The sequence below is a fragment of the Psychromonas aquatilis genome (assembly GCF_038155185.1).
Taxonomy (GTDB): Bacteria; Pseudomonadota; Gammaproteobacteria; order Enterobacterales; family Psychromonadaceae; genus Psychromonas; species Psychromonas aquatilis.
This window is the reverse complement of record NZ_JBAKAZ010000008.1, coordinates 55083-73647: the sequence shown is the minus strand read 5'-3', so window position 1 is coordinate 73647 and position 18565 is coordinate 55083. Positions and strand designations below refer to the sequence as shown.

The 18565-nt window shown below is 37.3% G+C and carries 15 protein-coding genes; 6 read left to right on the top strand and 9 right to left on the bottom strand.

Features of this window, described 5'->3' with window-relative positions; translation table 11 throughout:
* Window positions 1–2: 2 nt before the first annotated feature.
* The 7 genes from V6256_RS03645 to miaB all read right to left on the bottom strand — a co-directional run bounded on the left by V6256_RS03645 (window position 3) and on the right by miaB (window position 8296).
* Complete coding sequence (locus tag V6256_RS03645; RefSeq protein ID WP_341596702.1) at window positions 3–1541, bottom strand: inactive transglutaminase family protein; 1539 nt, start codon at window positions 1539–1541, stop codon at window positions 3–5.
* An 8-nt stretch (window positions 1542–1549) separates the two neighbouring features.
* Window positions 1550–2311: a putative ATP-dependent zinc protease gene (locus V6256_RS03640; protein ID WP_341596701.1), complete on the bottom strand. Its 762-nt coding sequence runs from the start codon at window positions 2309–2311 to the stop codon at window positions 1550–1552.
* A gap of 463 nt (window positions 2312–2774) precedes the next feature.
* Window positions 2775–4451 carry an apolipoprotein N-acyltransferase gene (lnt, locus tag V6256_RS03635; protein ID WP_341596700.1) on the bottom strand — a complete coding sequence of 559 codons (1677 nt, stop codon included), beginning with the start codon at window positions 4449–4451 and terminating at the stop codon, window positions 2775–2777.
* The gene (gene corC, locus V6256_RS03630; RefSeq protein ID WP_341596699.1) at window positions 4448–5320 is read right to left on the bottom strand and encodes a CNNM family magnesium/cobalt transport protein CorC; all 873 of its coding nucleotides are present in this window, start codon (window positions 5318–5320) and stop codon (window positions 4448–4450) included. The genes lnt and corC overlap by 4 nt, the downstream gene beginning before the upstream one ends.
* A 9-nt stretch (window positions 5321–5329) precedes the next feature.
* Window positions 5330–5806, bottom strand: coding sequence for an rRNA maturation RNase YbeY (gene ybeY / locus V6256_RS03625; RefSeq protein WP_341596698.1), 477 nt, complete (start codon window positions 5804–5806; stop codon window positions 5330–5332).
* Window positions 5806–6840, bottom strand: coding sequence for a PhoH family protein (locus V6256_RS03620; RefSeq protein WP_341596697.1), 1035 nt, complete (start codon window positions 6838–6840; stop codon window positions 5806–5808). The genes ybeY and V6256_RS03620 overlap by 1 nt, the downstream gene beginning before the upstream one ends.
* A 34-nt stretch (window positions 6841–6874) precedes the next feature.
* On the bottom strand, window positions 6875–8296 hold the full coding sequence (gene miaB, locus V6256_RS03615; RefSeq protein ID WP_341596696.1) for a tRNA (N6-isopentenyl adenosine(37)-C2)-methylthiotransferase MiaB: 1422 nt from the start codon (window positions 8294–8296) through the stop codon (window positions 6875–6877).
* 222 nt (window positions 8297–8518) lie between these two features.
* Here miaB and V6256_RS03610 point away from each other — a divergent pair, with 222 nt between their 5' ends.
* Window positions 8519–9679 (top strand): FAD-dependent monooxygenase, encoded by a 1161-nt coding sequence (locus V6256_RS03610; RefSeq protein ID WP_341596695.1) that lies wholly within the window; start codon window positions 8519–8521, stop codon window positions 9677–9679.
* Window positions 9680–9746: 67 nt separating this feature from the next.
* Here V6256_RS03610 and V6256_RS03605 read toward each other — a convergent pair whose 3' ends face one another.
* Complete coding sequence (locus V6256_RS03605; RefSeq protein WP_341596728.1) at window positions 9747–11432, bottom strand: NAD-dependent malic enzyme; 1686 nt, start codon at window positions 11430–11432, stop codon at window positions 9747–9749.
* A gap of 438 nt (window positions 11433–11870) precedes the next feature.
* On the opposite strand from V6256_RS03605, the gene thiB reads away from it, so the two are divergent.
* The 3 genes from thiB to thiQ are packed head-to-tail and all read left to right on the top strand — an operon-like array spanning window position 11871 to window position 15231.
* Window positions 11871–12872 (top strand): thiamine ABC transporter substrate binding subunit, encoded by a 1002-nt coding sequence (thiB, locus tag V6256_RS03600; protein ID WP_341596694.1) that lies wholly within the window; start codon window positions 11871–11873, stop codon window positions 12870–12872.
* A 30-nt stretch (window positions 12873–12902) separates the two neighbouring features.
* Window positions 12903–14525: a thiamine/thiamine pyrophosphate ABC transporter permease gene (thiP, locus tag V6256_RS03595; protein WP_341596693.1), complete on the top strand. Its 1623-nt coding sequence runs from the start codon at window positions 12903–12905 to the stop codon at window positions 14523–14525.
* On the top strand, window positions 14518–15231 hold the full coding sequence (gene thiQ / locus V6256_RS03590; protein ID WP_341596692.1) for a thiamine ABC transporter ATP-binding protein: 714 nt from the start codon (window positions 14518–14520) through the stop codon (window positions 15229–15231). Before thiP ends, thiQ begins: the two co-directional genes overlap by 8 nt.
* Window positions 15232–15239: 8 nt before the next feature.
* Here the strand turns inward: thiQ and cra are convergent, their stop codons facing one another.
* Window positions 15240–16220 carry a catabolite repressor/activator gene (gene cra / locus V6256_RS03585; protein ID WP_341596691.1) on the bottom strand — a complete coding sequence of 327 codons (981 nt, stop codon included), beginning with the start codon at window positions 16218–16220 and terminating at the stop codon, window positions 15240–15242.
* 250 nt (window positions 16221–16470) lie between these two features.
* On the opposite strand from cra, the gene fruB reads away from it, so the two are divergent.
* Entirely contained in the window at window positions 16471–17604 is a 1134-nt protein-coding gene (gene fruB / locus V6256_RS03580) for a fused PTS fructose transporter subunit IIA/HPr protein (RefSeq protein ID WP_341596690.1), read from the top strand.
* The gene (gene pfkB, locus V6256_RS03575) at window positions 17604–18563 is read left to right on the top strand and encodes a 1-phosphofructokinase (protein WP_341596689.1); all 960 of its coding nucleotides are present in this window, start codon (window positions 17604–17606) and stop codon (window positions 18561–18563) included. Before fruB ends, pfkB begins: the two co-directional genes overlap by 1 nt.
* Window positions 18564–18565: the final 2 nt, after the last annotated feature.

The following is an 18565-nucleotide window of genomic DNA, read 5'->3' as shown; positions in this document are numbered from 1 at the left end:
GTTTACTCCTTATCAGCTAACGGTTTAAAACGTCGTAACTCTAATAGGCGATAACCTGTGTAACTACCTAATATCAGTACAATTGACATGACAACAAACTGTAATCCAATAAAGTTAAACATAAGGTGACGTGCAACTTCATTGCTCATAATAAAGTAAGCTAAGACAGCGACAATAAGACTACCGCCACCTTGTTTGAATACTTCTTTAGCGCCTTCCTCTTCCCATAGCACTGACATGCGCTCAATTGTCCAAGATAAAATAATCATTGGAAAGAATGTAATTTTCAAACCTTCAGTTAAACCAAGTTTGTAAGATAAAACACCAAATAGAGCAATCAACAAGATAACCATTATTATCACGGTCGATATTCGCGAGACCAGCAATAAATTAAGGTGTGATAAATAAGAACGAATAAATAAACCAACAGCAACTAATAGAATAAAGCCGACTAAACCAGTAATTAAACTTGTTTGGATAAATGCCATTGCAATCAAAACTGGCATGAAAGTACCTGAGGTTTTTAAACCAATAAGTACGCGCATCATAACCACCACTAGCACACCGAGTGGGATCATTAGAATGCCTTTAAACAAAGATTGATCTTCGATTGGTAAGCTATGAATTGAGAAGTTGAATAGGTGTTCATTATCATTCTTTTGCAAAATAGCCGCTAATGCTGGTTGGTCTTGCTGAATCATTGAGAAGCTAACTTTAGAGTTAACACCACCAACCAATTCTAATAACGCTTTACCACTTTGATCCCATAATAATAAGTTATCACGGTTAACTGCACGGCTGCTTGCTGGGTCAAATAAACGAGATTCTATTTTACCGTCTTTTTCTTGGAAAACTTGTACCAATGGTTTCAGGTGTTGGCGTCGACGACCATCTTCTAAAACCAGTGCGCCAATTTTTTTAGATGGAATTTTAGCTTCATTCAATAAAGAGATTAAGATGTCTGTTTTTGATGCTTTGCTTGATAGTATCAAGCTAACATTTTGATTTGGCTCATCGGCATTCAATTGTTTTAACAGCTCTCGCGTTAAGCTAAATGCATCGGCACTTGTTTTTAAAGCATCTTTAACAATATCAGTACCTGCTGCAAGATCAGCTGCGATATTAACTGGACTAAACTCTTCACTTTGCAAGGGAGGCATTTCAGTGATAGTTTGATCTTCGCTTTTTTCATCCACTAAAAGTTGGATATTATAAAACAGGGTTTGTGGTCCATTCGCTTCACGTATTGTCCATTGCGAAATGGTATTATCGTTTTCGTAAAGGAATGATAAACCATAACCCGGAGACGCAGCATTCTGGCTTATTTGTGTATAACCAGCTTGTGTATTAGGCGTTGTTAAAGAGGCTAATACAGGCTTACCTGTTGCTTCAAATTCAACTTTAGCATCGATATTCCAGATCGATCGTGTTTCACCAGGTAGCCAAGGAATATCAAAAGCATAGTGACGTTGTATTGTTTGCGTTATGCCTAGTAAAAATAGACCTGCGACTAAAGTATAAAAGAAAATACGTGCATTCATTGCGTTTCCTATTTTTCATCCTGAGGTTGATATTTTGGGTAAATATAATCTTTACTCACGTCAACAACGATCACATCTTGAATAAAGCTACGACCGATTAATACCGCGTAATCCATATGTTGGCGATCTGTTAATGTAAATTCTGATTTGTGTGAAACACCACCAATGCGAACTAATAACTCAATCACTGGGCGTCTATTGATTTGATCTGGGTCGCTTGATTGTATAATTTTAACGTAACGCACAACGCGTGCTTCAAGTATTTCAGCTTCGCCATTCTCATCGTGGGTTATATTAAACTTAACCCAGTCTTTACCATCACGCTCAAATTCTTGGATATCAACGGCATTAATCGATGACGTTGCTGCACCTGTATCTATTCGCGCTCTAAAGCTTTCTTTCGCTTTAGCTACATAGATCCATTCAGTTTGACCTAGCACGGTTTTGTCTGATGTATTGGTCTTTTTGCTTGCTGTTGTTGCAGTCACTTTTTTGCTAGAAGCACTTTTCTTTCTTAATTGCTGCTCTAAAGCAGCTTTTTCTTTTTGTGCTTTTTCTAAGTTAGCCTTGGTTGCTTCCAACTCACTTTTATTTTTTTCTGCATCGGTTTGCAGCTCTGTTAAAGAAGCTTCTAATTCTGTAATTTTATTAGCACGTTCATCCAGTGTGTTTTGTATCTGTAATGCCTCTTCATGACTGGAAACTGAGATGCATCCAGCAGCCAAAAATAGGGATGTAAATGTTATAATGGCCGTTCTTTTTAAAAACATGAAGTTTCCTTTAATGATAGTGAATAAATAAAAAATGATGGTATCAGTTTACGATAAAAATATCAGACTTAATATTATACAAACACTGAATTATATCAGAGTTTTTATGCTTTTAAATGGCAAAGCATTTTTGACATAAAGTAGAGAGTTTCGGCTTCATCGCCCCACTGTTATTTTGATTATATAGTAGAGTAGTAAAATATAAATATAGTTCTAATTAATTGAAATTAAATATTTTATATTTATCAAAGGGGGGATGATTACAACCAAAATATGTTGCCAGTATTGTTGTTTTTATCGCTATTACTAACCAATAATATTTTCTTATTTCATTTAAAAAGAAAACAAGGGGGAGGGGAAGTTGATTAAAAAGTTAGCTTTTCGTCTCTTGTAGTACGGTAATGAATGAAGAGCAGGTTCTTTTATTTTATCGGATGGCGATTATAGCTCAGTATTGATTACTTTATCGCGCTTTTTGATACCCTTTATTGTTGAGCAGTAATGCCCCAGCAAAAGAAAGGAAACAAAAGATAAACAAAGGCAGCTGCCCAAAGCGTTGATATGGCGTTTCGCCATATGCAGGCTGAATTTCTTGACTTAAAACAGCTGCTACATTCTGCGGTAAACGTCCCATTTCTTCGCCTTTATCATTAAAAATAGCTGTGATTCCATTATTCGTACTACGTAACACTGGTTTAGCAAATTCAATTGCGCGCATACGTGCAATTTCTAAGTGTTGATGTGGACCAATAGAGTCGCCAAACCAAGCGTCATTACTTAAAGTAAGAATAACACCTGTGTCTTTATGTATGTTTTGTCGTAATAATTCAGGGAAAGCAATTTCATAGCATAATGCAGGCGCGAGAGATGTTTCAGAAGACCTTAAGTTTTCTTGAATTGCTCCACCTCGTTTAAAACTCGACATAGGGAGATTAAAGTAGGGAGCCAGAGGGCGTAAAAGGTCTTCAAATGGGACAAATTCACCAATCGGTAATAACTGATGTTTTGCGTATCGATTAGGACTTACTTCTGAATAGCCCAATCCTTCTGGAAGTTTACCTAGCATGATGATGCTGTTTAAGTAGCTTTTATCGAATACATTGTAATTGATAATACCCGTTATTAAGCTTTTATTGTTTGCTTCTAAAACCGGAGAAAGCAGTTGTAAGTAAGCCTGCATATTTATTTCAAGTGCTGCAATTGCTGATTCAGGCCAGATGATTAACTCTTTGTTATCATTTACTCTTTGCTGATATTTAGTCTCTTCTAAACTTAACCCTGAGGCTTTTAGGTCTGCAATAACTGAAGGGCTTTTGACGTTTTGTCCGAGCATTAAAGAATCTAAAATTGCTGGTGTAATTTGAATGCCGGATAACTGCAAATATTTAAATAATGATGTTGGTAAGTGAGCTGTTAACCACTTTTTATTCTGATCAATATTGCCCTGTACCAGCTTCACAGAGATAGGGTCTTGTAATGTTGTAAAAGATAACTGTTTTAGGCCGTAACCACCCGCAATCAGCAGTACAATTAATGATGAAGCTAAAGGTACAGAGTTTCTAATCACCAATAATGTTAAGCTTGCACAGACCAATAATATGGCTAAAGTCACCCCTTGTACGCCAAGGATAGGCGCGAAGCCTACTAAAGGCGTATCCGCATGGCTATAACCAAGGTAGGCCCATGGGAAGCCAGTTAACACCCAACCTCTTAACCAGTCTGTAATCAACCAAATACTCGGTACAATCATCAATAATCGAATGCTATTAGACTGGGTAGGAATCTTATAACTTAACCATAAGGCGAAGGTAGGGAATAAAGCTAAATAAGCACATAACAAGACAATTAAAAATGCACTGACGATAAGAGGCATACCGCCAAATAAATCCATACTGACATAGATCCAATGGAGGGTGCAGACAAACATGGTTAAGTTGAAAACAAAACTGACTAGGAATAGCCTTTTACCATGGATTAGCGTTTGGTTAAGCAGTAAAAATATGCCAATAAAAGAAGGATATAAAACCCACCACTGCGCAAAGGGAGCAAATGCAAATACTTGTATTGCACCTAATAATGCAGCGAGCAATAATTGCCCCCATAAGGAGGCGAATATGTTCTTATTGGCAGTGTTCTTCAATCTTTTGTAAGCTCTTTCTTCAACTCTTTCGTAACACGTACCTGTAACTGCACTAAGCGACGATTATCAGCATGTGTGATTTTGAATTGTTGTTCGTTAATAGTAATTTTTTCACCACGGCTTGGAAGGTGCCCAAACTCATGTAAGATCAAACCGCCAATAGTATCGTGGGCTTCTTGTGAGTAATCTGTTTTGAAAAAATCATTGAAATCAGCAAGCGTTGTTAGTGCGCTAACCGTATAAGTACGTTTACCTATCTGGCGGATCACTTTCTCTTCTTCGTAATCGAATTCGTCTTCAATTTCACCAACGATTACTTCCAAAATATCTTCAATAGTCACCAAGCCGGATACACCACCGTACTCATCAACCACGATAGCCATATGGTAACGTTGACTACGAAACTCTTTTAATAGGGTATCTAGTCGTTTACTTTCTGGGACAACAACAGCTTCACGTAGGATATCTGTCATTTTAAATTCATTAGGATCTGAACTAAAGCCATAACGAAGAAGATCTTTGGCTAACAATAAACCAACAATATGATCTTTATCTTCAGTGATGACTGGAAAGCGAGAATGTGCTGAGTTGATAATTTCAGGTAAAAGCTCTTCAACTGGTTGATTTAAAGATAATGTAATCATCTGAGAGCGAGGGATCATGATGTCTCGAACACGCATTTTAGATACGTCTATAACACCTTTTATCATTTCTTGGGTCTTTTGATCGATGAGCTGGCGCCCTTTAGCGCTGTCGATCACGTCTAACAACTCATCTTGGTTCTTAGGCTCTCCCTGGAATAGGTTGCCTATTTTATCGAGCAAGCCTTCTTTTGGTTGCTCGTTACTAGAATGATAATCTTCGGACATTAATTTTATTTACTCTTTTTCGCTTAAATAAGGGTCACTGTAACCTAACTCAATCATAAGTTCGGTTTCAATACTTTCCATCGCTTCAGCTTCATCATCTTCTATATGGTCGTAACCTAGAAGGTGCAGCGTGCCGTGAATTAGCATGTGTGCCCAATGTGAAATTAACGGTTTTTGTTGTTCCGTCGCTTCTTGTTCAACTACTGATTTACAGACTACCAGATCACCTAGTAAAGATAACGTGATCCCTGGTGGATTCTGAAAAGGAAAAGATAACACATTTGTTGGTTTATCTTTACCTCTGTAATCGCCATTTAATTGTTGGCTTTCTTCGCAGTCTACAATACGAACTGTCAATTCAGCAAGGTCTCGTTTTTGATCGCTTGCTTTAATGATCGCCGCACGAACCCACTTCTCTAATTGTTGCAGATCGGGTAAGGCTTGCTGGTCTTCACTAGCAAGCTGTAAATCAACATACAGTTCCATTAACTCTCTCTCGCTTCGCTTTCTGCTATTTCAGCTTTTCTGTCAAAGGCATCGTACGCTTTAACAATGCGAGCAACAACAGGGTGACGCACAACATCATCAGCTAAGAAGAAATTAAAACTAATGCCATCATCGACTTCGCCTAATACTTCAATAGCATGGCGTAAACCAGATTTTTGATGACGAGGTAAATCTATTTGTGTGATATCACCGGTGATGACCGCGGTAGAATTAAACCCAATACGTGTTAAGAACATTTTCATTTGCTCAGTGGTAGTATTTTGGCTTTCATCTAGAATCACAAATGCATCATTTAAGGTCCGACCACGCATGTAGGCAAGGGGGGCTATTTCGATAACATTCTTTTCAATTAATTTTTCTACTTTTTCAAAACCAAGCATCTCAAATAAAGCATCGTATAAAGGGCGTAAATAAGGATCTACTTTTTGTGATAAATCACCAGGTAAAAAGCCTAATTTCTCACCAGCTTCAACAGCGGGACGCGTTAGTAGAATACGGCGGCACTCTTGACGTTCTAATGCCTCAACAGCACATGCAACAGCAAGGTATGTTTTACCTGTCCCTGCAGGGCCAACACCAAAGGTAATGTCATTGCGTAAAATATTGCTAACATATTTAGTTTGGTTTTCACCGCGAGGTTTAATTACTCCACGCTTAGTTTTAATGGTTAAGCTCTTGAAACCTATGTCATCAGAAACAGGCTTAACTTCTAATAAGCGGTGTTCACTAATGAGGTTTTGTAAAGCAAGGTGTACATCTTCATCTGTTAAACGCCCGATTTTGCCTTTTACAGGTTGAGTTTCAATATATAAATCATTAATTAACTCGCTACCAGCTTGAGCATAACGGTGTTCACCAACAATTTGAAATTGTGCATCTTTATAGATGACTTCAACCCCTAATCGGCGTTCAATTTGTTTAATATTATCGTCAAATGACCCACATAAGACCGCTAAGCGATCTTTGTCTGCAGGAACTAATTCAAGTTGGATAGTTGTTAATTTTGTACTCAATTATATAACCTTCTCTTTTATGTATAGTGTAACGTTAAGCTGGAATATAAGTTTCTACGCCAAGTTTGTTTGTATTTTTATTAACTATATCACTTGGACGAATCGATTCACGTAGGTTCATTTCAGCTTCTCCACGAACAAACTTACCACGAATTGAGTTTGTATGTACCTCTGTAATTTCAACATCAACAAAACCACCGATTGAACGATGATCTCCTTCAAAGTTAACAATGCGGTTGTTTTCTGTACGACCACAAAGTTCCATGATGTTTTTACGAGAAGGGCCTTCTACTAAAATACGTTGAACAGTCCCCACCATTCTACGGCCAATTAGTTGTGAATGTTGGTGAATGCGATCCTGTAAAATAGCTAAACGTTTTTTCTTGGTTTCTAATGTCACGTCATCAGGCATATCAGCTGCGGGTGTGCCTGGGCGTTGGCTATAAATAAAGCTGTAGCTAGTATCAAAACCAATATGATTAATTAAATCCATTGTTTCTTGGAAGTCTTGATCGGTTTCATTAGGGAAGCCAACAATGAAATCAGAACTTATTGTTAAGTTTGGACGTACTGCTTTTAATGCTGCAATTTTTTCTTTGTATTGTGCAACAGTGTGGCCACGTTTCATTAAGTTTAGTATTCTGTCTGCACCTGCTTGCACTGGTAAGTGAAGGAAGTCCACTAACTCAGGCGTATCACGATAAACATCAATGATTTCATCGGTAAAGTCGATTGGGTTACTTGTAGTGTAACGTAAACGATCGATACCATCGATAGAAGCCACATAACGTAATAATTCTGGGAAAGTACATTCTTCTCCATCATGCATTTCACCAATGTAAGAGTTTACGTTTTGACCTAATAAATTAATCTCACGAACGCCTTGCTCAGCTAATTGCGCTACTTCTAATAAGATATCATCTAAAGGACGGCTTACTTCTTCACCTCGTGTGTAAGGTACGACACAGAAAGTACAGTATTTAGAGCAGCCTTCCATAATCGATACAAAGGCTGTTGCACCTTCTGCTTTTGGCTCCGGCATTGAATCAAATTTCTCAATTTCAGGGAAACTCACATCAACAACATTGCCTTTGTTTTCTTGTACATCTTGGATCATGCTTGGTAAACGATGTAATGTTTGTGGGCCAAATACAATATCTACATAAGGTGCACGACGACGAATTGCTTTACCTTCTTGAGAAGCAACACATCCACCGACTCCAATCACGATATTTGGGTTTTTATCTTTCAGTTTTTTCCAACGGCCCAATTGGTGAAATACTTTTTCTTGGGCTTTTTCTCGAATAGAGCAAGTATTTAATAAAATTACATCGGCATCTTCTGCTTCATCAACTGAAACATAACCATTGCTTGCATTTAACAGGTCTGCCATTTTTGATGAATCGTACTCATTCATCTGACAACCCCAAGTTTTAACGTGTAATTTCATACTCATATTATCGCCTACTATGCTAACTAATTAATGTGTTTCTTAAAACGAGGTCGCATTTTACGCAGATCAAAGCAATCATGCTACTGTTGTTTTACTTACTGATTATTTATCTGTTTTTGTTATCGATATAAGTTGAATAAGTGATTAAAAACAGGTTACTTTTCCCATCAGAGAATCTTTTACGTACAATCGTAGATTCAAGATCAAATGAGCTGAGAGGATGTAATGGCAAACAGAGAAATTATTGTTGTGGGAGGCGGGTTAGTAGGGGCCTTAGCTGCGTTATTACTTGCGAAACAAGGTGATACATTACATCTAATTGAAAAATCTACTTTCTCGATGCCTGAGAATGATGCCTTTTTTGATCTTAGAGTATCTGCATTTAGTGAACAAAGTAAAAATTTACTAGAGCAAGCCGGTGTATGGGCTGATATCCCACTAGACAGGTTATGTGCTTATCGTGGTTTGCATACATGGGAAAAGGGCAGTCAAAAGCTGATTTTTTCAAGTGATGACATCGGATCAGAACAGTTAGGTTATATTACTGAAAATCGTTGGATCCAAGCTGTGCTTTGGCAGCGTTTACAACAATTACCTAATGTGAATTTGTATGAAAACTCTGAAGTGTTGAATATTGCACAGGATGAACAGCAAGTTACAGTGCAGCTTCTTGAACAAAAAGAAATTAAAGGTGATTTATTACTTGCATGTGATGGCGCTAACTCTGGCGTTCGTCGTTATTTACAAATGCCAGTGACAAGCTGGGATTACAGACAACATTGCTTGTTAATCAATATAACCACTAATACTTCACAACAAGCAGTTACTTGGCAGGAGTTTAGAGAAACGGGGCCCTGTGCCTTTTTACCTTTAGCCGGAAATCATGCCAGTCTGGTGTGGTATCACAGTCCACAAAAAATAAAGTATTTACAAGGTTTAACGAATCGACAGCTTAAACAAGCTATTTTATCGGATTTTGCGCCGTTAGATTTTGATTTTGAAGTGCACGATAAAGGGGCTTTTCCATTAGCACGCAACCATGCTAAACATTATTATAAAAATCGAGTTGTGTTACTAGGCGATGCTGCACACACAATCAACCCATTAGCCGGACAAGGGGTTAATTTAGGGTTTAAAGACGTTCAATGTTTAGTTGAATTGTTAACACAATGTAGTGATTTATCGATGTCAGAAATATTGAAACGTTATCAACGCCAACGTAGACCGGCTAATTTAGTAATGCAAACGGGGATGGATGTCTTTTATAAAGTCAGTAAATCCGATTCAGAGATAGTGCGGGTTTTACGTAAAAGCTTTTTGGGGATAGCGCAACAATCAGGTGAAGTAAAAAATCGTGTTATGCGTTATGCAATGGGAATTAATTAACATTTAATAAAAAACCGAACTTTACTTGAATGGTAAAGTTCGGTTAATAAGTTTCTGTTATTTCGATCTAGAAAGATGTACGACGGTAATCGCGGTATTTTGGTCGCCAGAAGTTAGCTTCTAAACGACGTTGTAAATTTTCAGCTGTCACCGGTAAGGCTAAATCATCTTCAATGGCTTGTTTTGCAACAGCACAGGCGATTTTTTCACTGATTTCTCTGATTACCTTAAGTGGCGGCAGTAATGCACCTGGCGCTTTCTCAAATTCCATTGATGCATCAGCAAGTGCTTGGCTAGCCACCATTAACATATTGTCACTAATACCTGTTGCACGTGCCGCTAATACGCCCAGTCCAATACCAGGGAAAATATAACTATTATTACATTGCGATATTTCCAGCGTTTTTCCTTCGTAAACAGTATCAGGGAATGGGCTACCTGTCGCAATAATTGCTTTACCTTTACTCCAGTTCGTTATTTCTTGCGGTGTCGCTTCTACACGAGAAGTTGGGTTTGATAGTGGCAATACGATTGGGTTTTCAGTATTCAGACATAAAGCTTCGATCACTTCCTGAGTAAATAAGCCTTTTTGTCCACTTACACCAAACAATACGGTGATCTTAGCTTGCTTCGCCACTTGTAATAAACCTAACTTTTGGCTTTTATCCCAATCAGCGATATCTGTTTCTTTTTGTACTAATGGCACTTGGAATTTTTGTAATTCAGTCATGTTATCTGTTAACAAACCATAACGGTCAACCATAAACACTTGCTTACGTGCTTGCTCTTCCGTTAAACCTTCACGTTGCATTTGACGAATAATATGCTCTGCAATCCCACAACCAGCAGATCCCGCGCCTAAAAACGCGATATTTTGCTCGCTTAACTTTTGACCTTTGTTTAAACATGCTGCTATTAAAGTTCCCACTGAAACGGCTGCTGTACCTTGTATATCATCATTAAAACAACATAGTTGATCTCGGTATTTGTTTAGTAAAGGCGTTGCATTTGTTTGTGCAAAATCTTCAAATTGCAATAATACTTCAGGCCAACGGCGTTTGACTGCTTGAATAAATAGATCAACAAATTCGTTATATTCATCACCTGATATACGTGGATTTCTCCAGCCCATATACATAGGGTCGTCAAGTAATTGCTTATTATTAGTACCTACATCTAAAAGGATAGGTAAACAATGGGCTGGGCTGATACCACCACAAGCAGTATAAAGAGCCAATTTCCCAATTGGGATCCCCATCCCGCCAATGCCTTGGTCACCTAAACCTAAAATACGTTCGCCATCGGTAACTACAATTACTTTTACATTTTGCTTTGTTGCATTTTGTAACATGTCGTCAATTTTGTGGCGCTCTGGGTATGAGATAAACAAACCACGTTTACGACGGTATATCTTTGAGAATTTCTCACAAGCTTGACCAACAGTAGGTGTGTAAATTAATGGCATCACTTCTTCAATGTGCTGTTCAATTAAGTGATGGAATAGAGTTTCATTGGTATCTTGGATATTACGTAAATAGATGTGCTTATCTAAATCACTTTTGAAAGAGGATAATTGTTGATGCGCTCGAGCTGACTGTTCCTCTATCGTTTCAATATTATGAGGTAATAAACCTGTTAAATTAAAGTTATCACGTTCTTCAGATGAGAAAGCGCTGCCTTTATTTAATAAAGGGGTTTCTAAGAGTGCTGGTCCAGCAAAGGGAATATATAAAGGACGTTTATTTGTCATAATAAAATCTTCTTAATAAAGGCATATGGATTGTGAGATCAAACTTTTTATTGTTTAAATTTTGTTAAGTTAGGTTTATCTTATAAAAATATTATGATCTATTCATTAAATAACGTGAATTCTTTTAACTTGCGCTATTTTACCGTAAATAAAATATGGAATAGTGCTATTTTTTACAAAATTTTCTCATCTATTACTCTTGCAATTGTCAAGGCCGCTTCTGATTAACAAAGGTAATATTTTTATTTAAAGGTCTAGTTAGCCCGTAAATAAAAAGATCCACTTGAGATACATGTCCATTGCATTGTTTATTACCCATAAAGCTATCTTTAGATTGATCATCTACAACGAATCTTTCACAATATCGACTCAAGGTGATAGGCGTCACTATCAGCACTTTACTGCCTGCTCTTTTACTAATGACAACATATGGATATTATTGTGAACATAAAAAAACTAGGATTCATCACGTTAGCTTCTTTATTATCAACTTCTGCTTTAGCAGCTCAAGATCGCCCTACATTAACAGTTTACACTTATAGTTCATTTGCTTCGGAGTGGGGGCCTGGGCCAAAAATAGAAGTTGAGTTTGAAAAGTCTTGTGCATGTGATTTAGTTTTTGTTGCCCTAGATGATGGCGTTTCAGTATTAAACCGTTTGCGTTTAGAAGGCAAAAACAGTGAAGCGGATATTCTATTAGGGCTTGATGATAGTCTTATTAACACAGCGAAAAAAACCGGGTTATTAGAAGCGCATAATCTAGACCTGACTGAATCTAAATTAAAATCTGATTGGAATGATCCTGTCTTTTTGCCTTATGATTATGGCTATTTTGCGTTTATTTATAATAGTGAAAAGTTAAAGAATCCACCAACAAGTTTAAAAGAGTTAATAGAAGAGCGTGATGATTTAAATGTGATTTACCAAGACCCTCGTTCATCAACGCCAGGCCTAGGGTTAATGTTATGGGTTAAATCTGTTTATGGTGATCAAGCACCAAGCGCCTGGAAAAAATTAGCTGAAAAAACAGTGACAGTCACCAAAGGTTGGAGCGAAGCATACGGCATGTTTCTAGAAGGGGAAACGGATATGGTGTTGTCCTATACCACTTCTCCTGCTTACCACATGATAGCAGAGGGCAAGAATCAATACGTTGCAGCAAGTTTTAGTGAAGGGCATTATCAACAAACTGAAGTCGCAGCGATCGTAAAAAGTAGCGAGCATAAAGAACTTGCTCAAACATTTATGCGCTTTATGTTAAGTGATGGCTTTCAATCTAAAATTGCAACGGGTAACTGGATGTATCCTGTTACAAATATCGAATTACCAGAAGCATTTGAACAATTAGTGACACCTGTTAAAACCCTTTCATTTTCGAGTGAAGAAGTTACTAAAAATCGTAAACTATGGAATAAAGAGTGGTTAATGTCGGTAACCAATTAATATCATTCTTACATTGAGAGAACATTGAACTTGCTGACTAAAAAGCTTAAAAGCGTCCAACTGCCTGGCATCCTTATTTCAATTAGCATTTTTGCCTTTGTTTTAATGGCTGTTTGGGCGCTATTAACCCACTCTTCATTGTTTGATATACACAGTATTTGGCATGACTCGTATTATCTACACATTACTAAGTTCACTTTTTACCAAGCATTTTTATCTACTTTTTTGAGTGTATTGTTAGCAATACCCATTAGCCATGCACTTTCTCGGCGTCACTTTTGGGGAAAAGCACTATTACTTAAACTCTTTTCTACAACATTAGTCTTGCCGGTACTTGTAGCTATTTTTGGTATGATTTCCATTTATGGAAACAGCGGTATCCTTGCTTCCATTTTTGCTTTTTTTGATAGTGAACTGCCTTTTTCAATTTATGGCTTAAATGGTATTTTACTTGCTCATGTTTTTTTCAATTTACCTTTCGCCTGTTTGTTATTTTTACAAGCACTGAACGCTATTCCTGAAAAACAACATCAACTCTCACTGCATTTGGGAATGCATCATTGGTATAAGTTTAAGCTGGTGGAGTGGCCTTATATGAAAGCACAGCTACCACATATCATTGGGCTTATTTTCATGCTTTGCTTTACTAGTTTTACTACTGTAATGGCGCTTGGTGGTGGACCTCAGGCAACGACTGTTGAGTTAGCTATTTATCAAGCCTTAAAGTTTGACTTTGATTTACAAGCGGGCGCATTACTTGCTCTTTGGCAAATATGTTTATGTGCGAGCTTAACAATTATTATTCAAAAAATTTCAAAAAAATCAGCATTAAGCTCAAATTACCAAGGGGTTAAAAACAGTTACTTTCATGACTCAATGATTGCAAAATGCTGGGATTATACTTGTATCTTTTTGATCAGCTTATTTGTTGTTCCACCACTGCTTATGGTGGTTATTTCAGGTATCAATACACAATTATATAGCGTATTAAGTAATCTTCACTTTTGGTTGTCGTTAAAAAACTCATTATTGATTGCTTTGGTGGCAGGTTTACTAGCTGTCTTTTTTTCTTTTTTTATCTTATTAGCCAGTCGTCAATGGCGACTAGTTGGTTTAAACAATAGAGCCGATAAAATAGAAATGTTAGCGATGATTATATTAGTTACGCCTGGGTTGGTTATTAGCACGGGCTTATTTTTATTACTGCGTGAGTTTGCCAATATTTCATCATTAGCCTTGTATATTGTGATTATAGTCAATGCGCTAATGGCATTACCTTTTGTGTTAAAAAGCTTATCTGTGCCTATGTTAGAAAATGCAAAAAGATATGAGAAATTATGCATCAGTTTGGGGATCTCATTCATCAATCGCTTTTATTTCATTGAGTGGAAAGCGTTAAAACGACCGATCCTGCAAGCCTTCTGTTTAAGCTTTGTGCTCTCTATTGGTGATTTAAGTGCTATTGCGTTATTTGGTAGCCAACACTTTAGTACCTTACCTTTATACCTCTATAGTTTGCTATCAAGTTACCAAACACAGGCTGCTGCTGTTGTTGCATTAGTTTTATTAATAATAAGTGTTGGAATATTTATGTTGATTGAAGCTGTTTTTAAAGAAAAAGTCTGGCCACAAAAAAGAGGGCAACATGATTAAATTCTCACAAGTGCATTACCACTTTGAACAGCATCAATTTCATTTTGATTTTAATATCGATGAAGGGCGTATTGTTGCCATTATTGGGCCAAGTGGGGCGGGTAAGAGCACGTTATTGAATATGCTGGCTGGGTTTATTAAGCCTACCGAAGGGGATATCCAAATCAATAATCAGTCTGTTATTGAGCAAGCTCCACATCATCGCCCTTTATCTATTTTATTTCAAAATAATAATTTATTTTCTCATCTTAGCGCTTATCAAAATATTGCCTTAGGATTACATCCGGGGTTAAAGTTAACGGAACAGCAAAAACAACGTTTACATAAAATGGCTTCACAGGTGGGCATTGATACTTTGTTAACACGTTTACCTGAACAGCTCTCTGGCGGGCAGCAGCAACGTATTGCTTTAGCTCGATGCTTTGTACAAGGGCGGCCTATTTTATTGTTAGATGAACCTTTTTCTGCACTTGACCCTAGTTTGAGAGCATCAATGTTAGCACACGTTAAATTGATGGCAGAATCAGAAAATGTAACGGTACTGATGGTCACACATCATATTAGTGATGCGCTATCCGTCGCATCTGATTTTATTTTTGTTAATCAAAATGGCAGTGCGCTAGCGGTTGAAAAAATAGAGAAGTTAACCAGTGAACATAGTGATCAACAACTCTCATTATTTTTAAATGCAGAAGCAACATTTTAATAAGATAATTAATTTCTGATAACAATCTTTCTAGCAATTAGCTCAATACCTGTTTGATAGCGTTTAGCAGATGCATTTAAAGCTAAGGTCAGGGCGCTATCAGCAATTAATTCAAACTGCTGGCGTAAAGAGTTTATTTTAATAGGTAAAAAATCTAATAAACGATTATCACCAAACGTCCCGAGTTTTACTTTGTCCATTAATGCTGGTTGCTCAATCAGGACATCTAAGATCCCTTCTAATAAAATATAAGAAGTCACAATAATTGCGTCAGGCAGCTTATTTTGTTTTAACCAATCTTCAAAAATCAATCGACCAGATTCACTATTAAAGTGTTCACCATAAGCACTGATTGCTGTTAAATCATGTTCTTGAAGCTGTGCATTAAAACCAGCTTGGCGTTGTCGAGAAATATTTAAATCAGGCAGAGCACCAATTAAACCTATTGATTTCACATTGTTACTAATAAGTGATCCGGTTAGTTCAAATGCACCATCAAAGTCCTCACTTATTACACAACCAAAGTGTTCATCGTCTAATGCTCGGTCGATGGCAATCACTGGCGTACCTTGCTGTTGTATTTTTAAATAAAAATCATTGCCATCGACTAAACAACTGGCAACAAAAAGGGCATCAATACGACGTCCTAGTAAGGTTTTTGCGACGTTTTTTTCTGTTTCAGGTTGATCGTCTGAACAGCCAATCAAAATTTGATAACCAGCCTTGCGCGAATTTGACTCTAATAACTTGGCAAGCTTGGTATAACTGGTATTTTCAAGATCTGGAATGATTAATCCAAAAGAACGGCTACTTCCAGCCCGTAATGAAGAGGCTACATGATCAGGACTGTAATTGTAGTGGTTAACAACTGACATTACTTTTAATTGTGTTTTTTCACTGATCCGATATTTTTTGGCTTTACCGTTAACAACGTAACTTGCCGTTGTTTTTGATACACCTGCTAATTTAGCTATTTCATCTAATGTCACGAAAGATCCTTATTTTTGTCGTCAAGATCAAATTTTTAATACGTGTAATAATTTATCAGTTGCATTATATGCTGAATCGATTCAACATTTAAACCGAAAGGATTCAGCAATTGTTTATTTGTGAGTTGAAACTTAAATTTTAATTAAGTTTTCTCTATTTAATAAAAAACTTGCTGATATTTTTTTATTAAATAGCTGAAACGATTCAGCTTGTGAATTTACACAAATTGAAAATAAGAGGTTCAGAGCAATGCTGAAACTAACAAATAATGATATTACGCTAGAAAAATCAGCGGATAACAAAATTGATGCAATCAAATCGATTGCCCAACAACTGACTAATAATGGTTTAGTTGCTGAACAGTATGTGCAAGGTATGTTGAATCGGGAAGCTCAAAACTCAACTTTTTTAGGTAATGGTATTGCCATTCCACATGGCACAGTAGATACACGTGACCTAGTATTAAAAACCGGTGTTGCCGTACATCATTTCCCGGAGGGAGTTGAATGGGGTGATGGTCATATTGCCTACGTGGCTATTGGCATTGCTGCAAAGTCCGATGAACATTTAAGTATATTAAAACAGTTAACTAAAGTCCTATCGGCAGATGGCGTAGAGGCGAAGTTAAAAAGTGCTAAAAATAAAGAAGATATCATTCAGCTATTAAATGGCGATGTTCAATTTGAAGCAGACTTTAACAGTGAATTAATCCACTTAAACTTTCCAGCCGAAGATATGCTACAAATGGTCGCAGTAGGCGCTGGGTTATTGAAAAATGGTCACCTTGTAGGAAACCCATGCGTAGCAGAACTGATTACAAAACAGGCTACGCACTTAGGTGAGGGAGTATGGCTAACCAGTAGTAATGTAGCAGTTGATCGTACTGCAATGTCTATCGTAACCACAAATAATACTTTTTTGAATGATGATGTAGCGGTTAAAGCATTAATTACACTTGCTGTTTGTAATGATACCCATCAAGGCTTTCTTAAAACCATTACGAATCTTATTGTTGAGCAAAACCAAGCAAAATTATTGACGGCTAGTAAACAAGAGCTTGTTGAAATGTTTGATGCTAATAACGCTGAAACAATACAACAAGAAGTGGGCGATTCAGCCATTTTCAAAATTAATAATGCTCATGGATTACACGCTCGCCCTAGTGCAATGTTGGTTTCTGTTGCTAAGCAGTTTAAGTCTTCTATTAAAGTATCAGTGGTTGCTGAGGAAACAAAATTTGTTAATGCTAAGAGCTTAATGAAGGTGGTTGGCTTAGGTGTTAAGCATGGCGATAGCTTGAAGTTTGTTGTTGAAGGTGAGGACTCTCAAGCTGCATTGGAAAGTATTGGAGAAGCAATTGCTTCTGGTTTAAGTGAGGGATAATGATGAATAATAAAGTCGTCACAATTACGTTAAATCCAGCATTAGATCTAACAGGTAGCTTGAACTCTTTAAATGTAGGCAATCTAAGCTTAGTTGAAAAGGGGTCATTACACCCTGCCGGTAAAGGCGTTAATGTTGCAAAAGTATTATCAGATCTTGGGGCTGATGTAACAGTAACAGGTTTTCTAGGACGAGATAATGAAGCTGCATTTAAGCAATTATTTGATGATATGAATGCTAAGGATGAGTTTATTCGTGTTGAAGGTGCAACGCGTATTAATGTGAAACTTGTCGAGTCTAACGGACAGGTCAGTGATATTAATTTTCCTGGTGTGGTGGTTACTGAGCAAGCAATTGTTGAGTTTGAGAAGCGTTTATTTGAATTAGCTGAATCACATTTGTATTTTGTATTAGCGGGCAGTTTACCTCAAGGCGTGACAGCGGAGCGTTGCGCAAATTGGATCGAACGATTACATCAATTAGGTAAACGTGTGATTTTTGACAGTAGTAGAGCAGCATTGGCGGCGGGATTAGTCTCTAAACCATGGCTAATTAAGCCAAACGATGAAGAACTGTCTGAACTTGTTGGCCAGCCTTTAGATAATACTCAAAAATGTCAACAAGCTGCACAAGGCCTAGCTGATAAAGGCATTGAAAATATTGTTGTGTCTTTAGGCTCAAAAGGGGTGATGTGGTTAAGTCAAAGTGATCAAAAAAATAGTACTTGGCGTTATGCTCAGCCACCTAAAATGCAGGTTGTTAGTACCGTTGGTGCTGGTGATACATTGGTTGCAGGATTTTGCTGGGGATATCTTCAAGGTTGGAAAGAAGAGCAAACCTTAACATTTGCAACGGCATTATCAGCGTTAGCAGTATCACAGGTTGGTGTCGGTGTTTCTGATCTGCAAGCTGTTTTGAGCCTGCAAGAGAAAATCACTTTGAACTCACCAAGCTCTTAGAA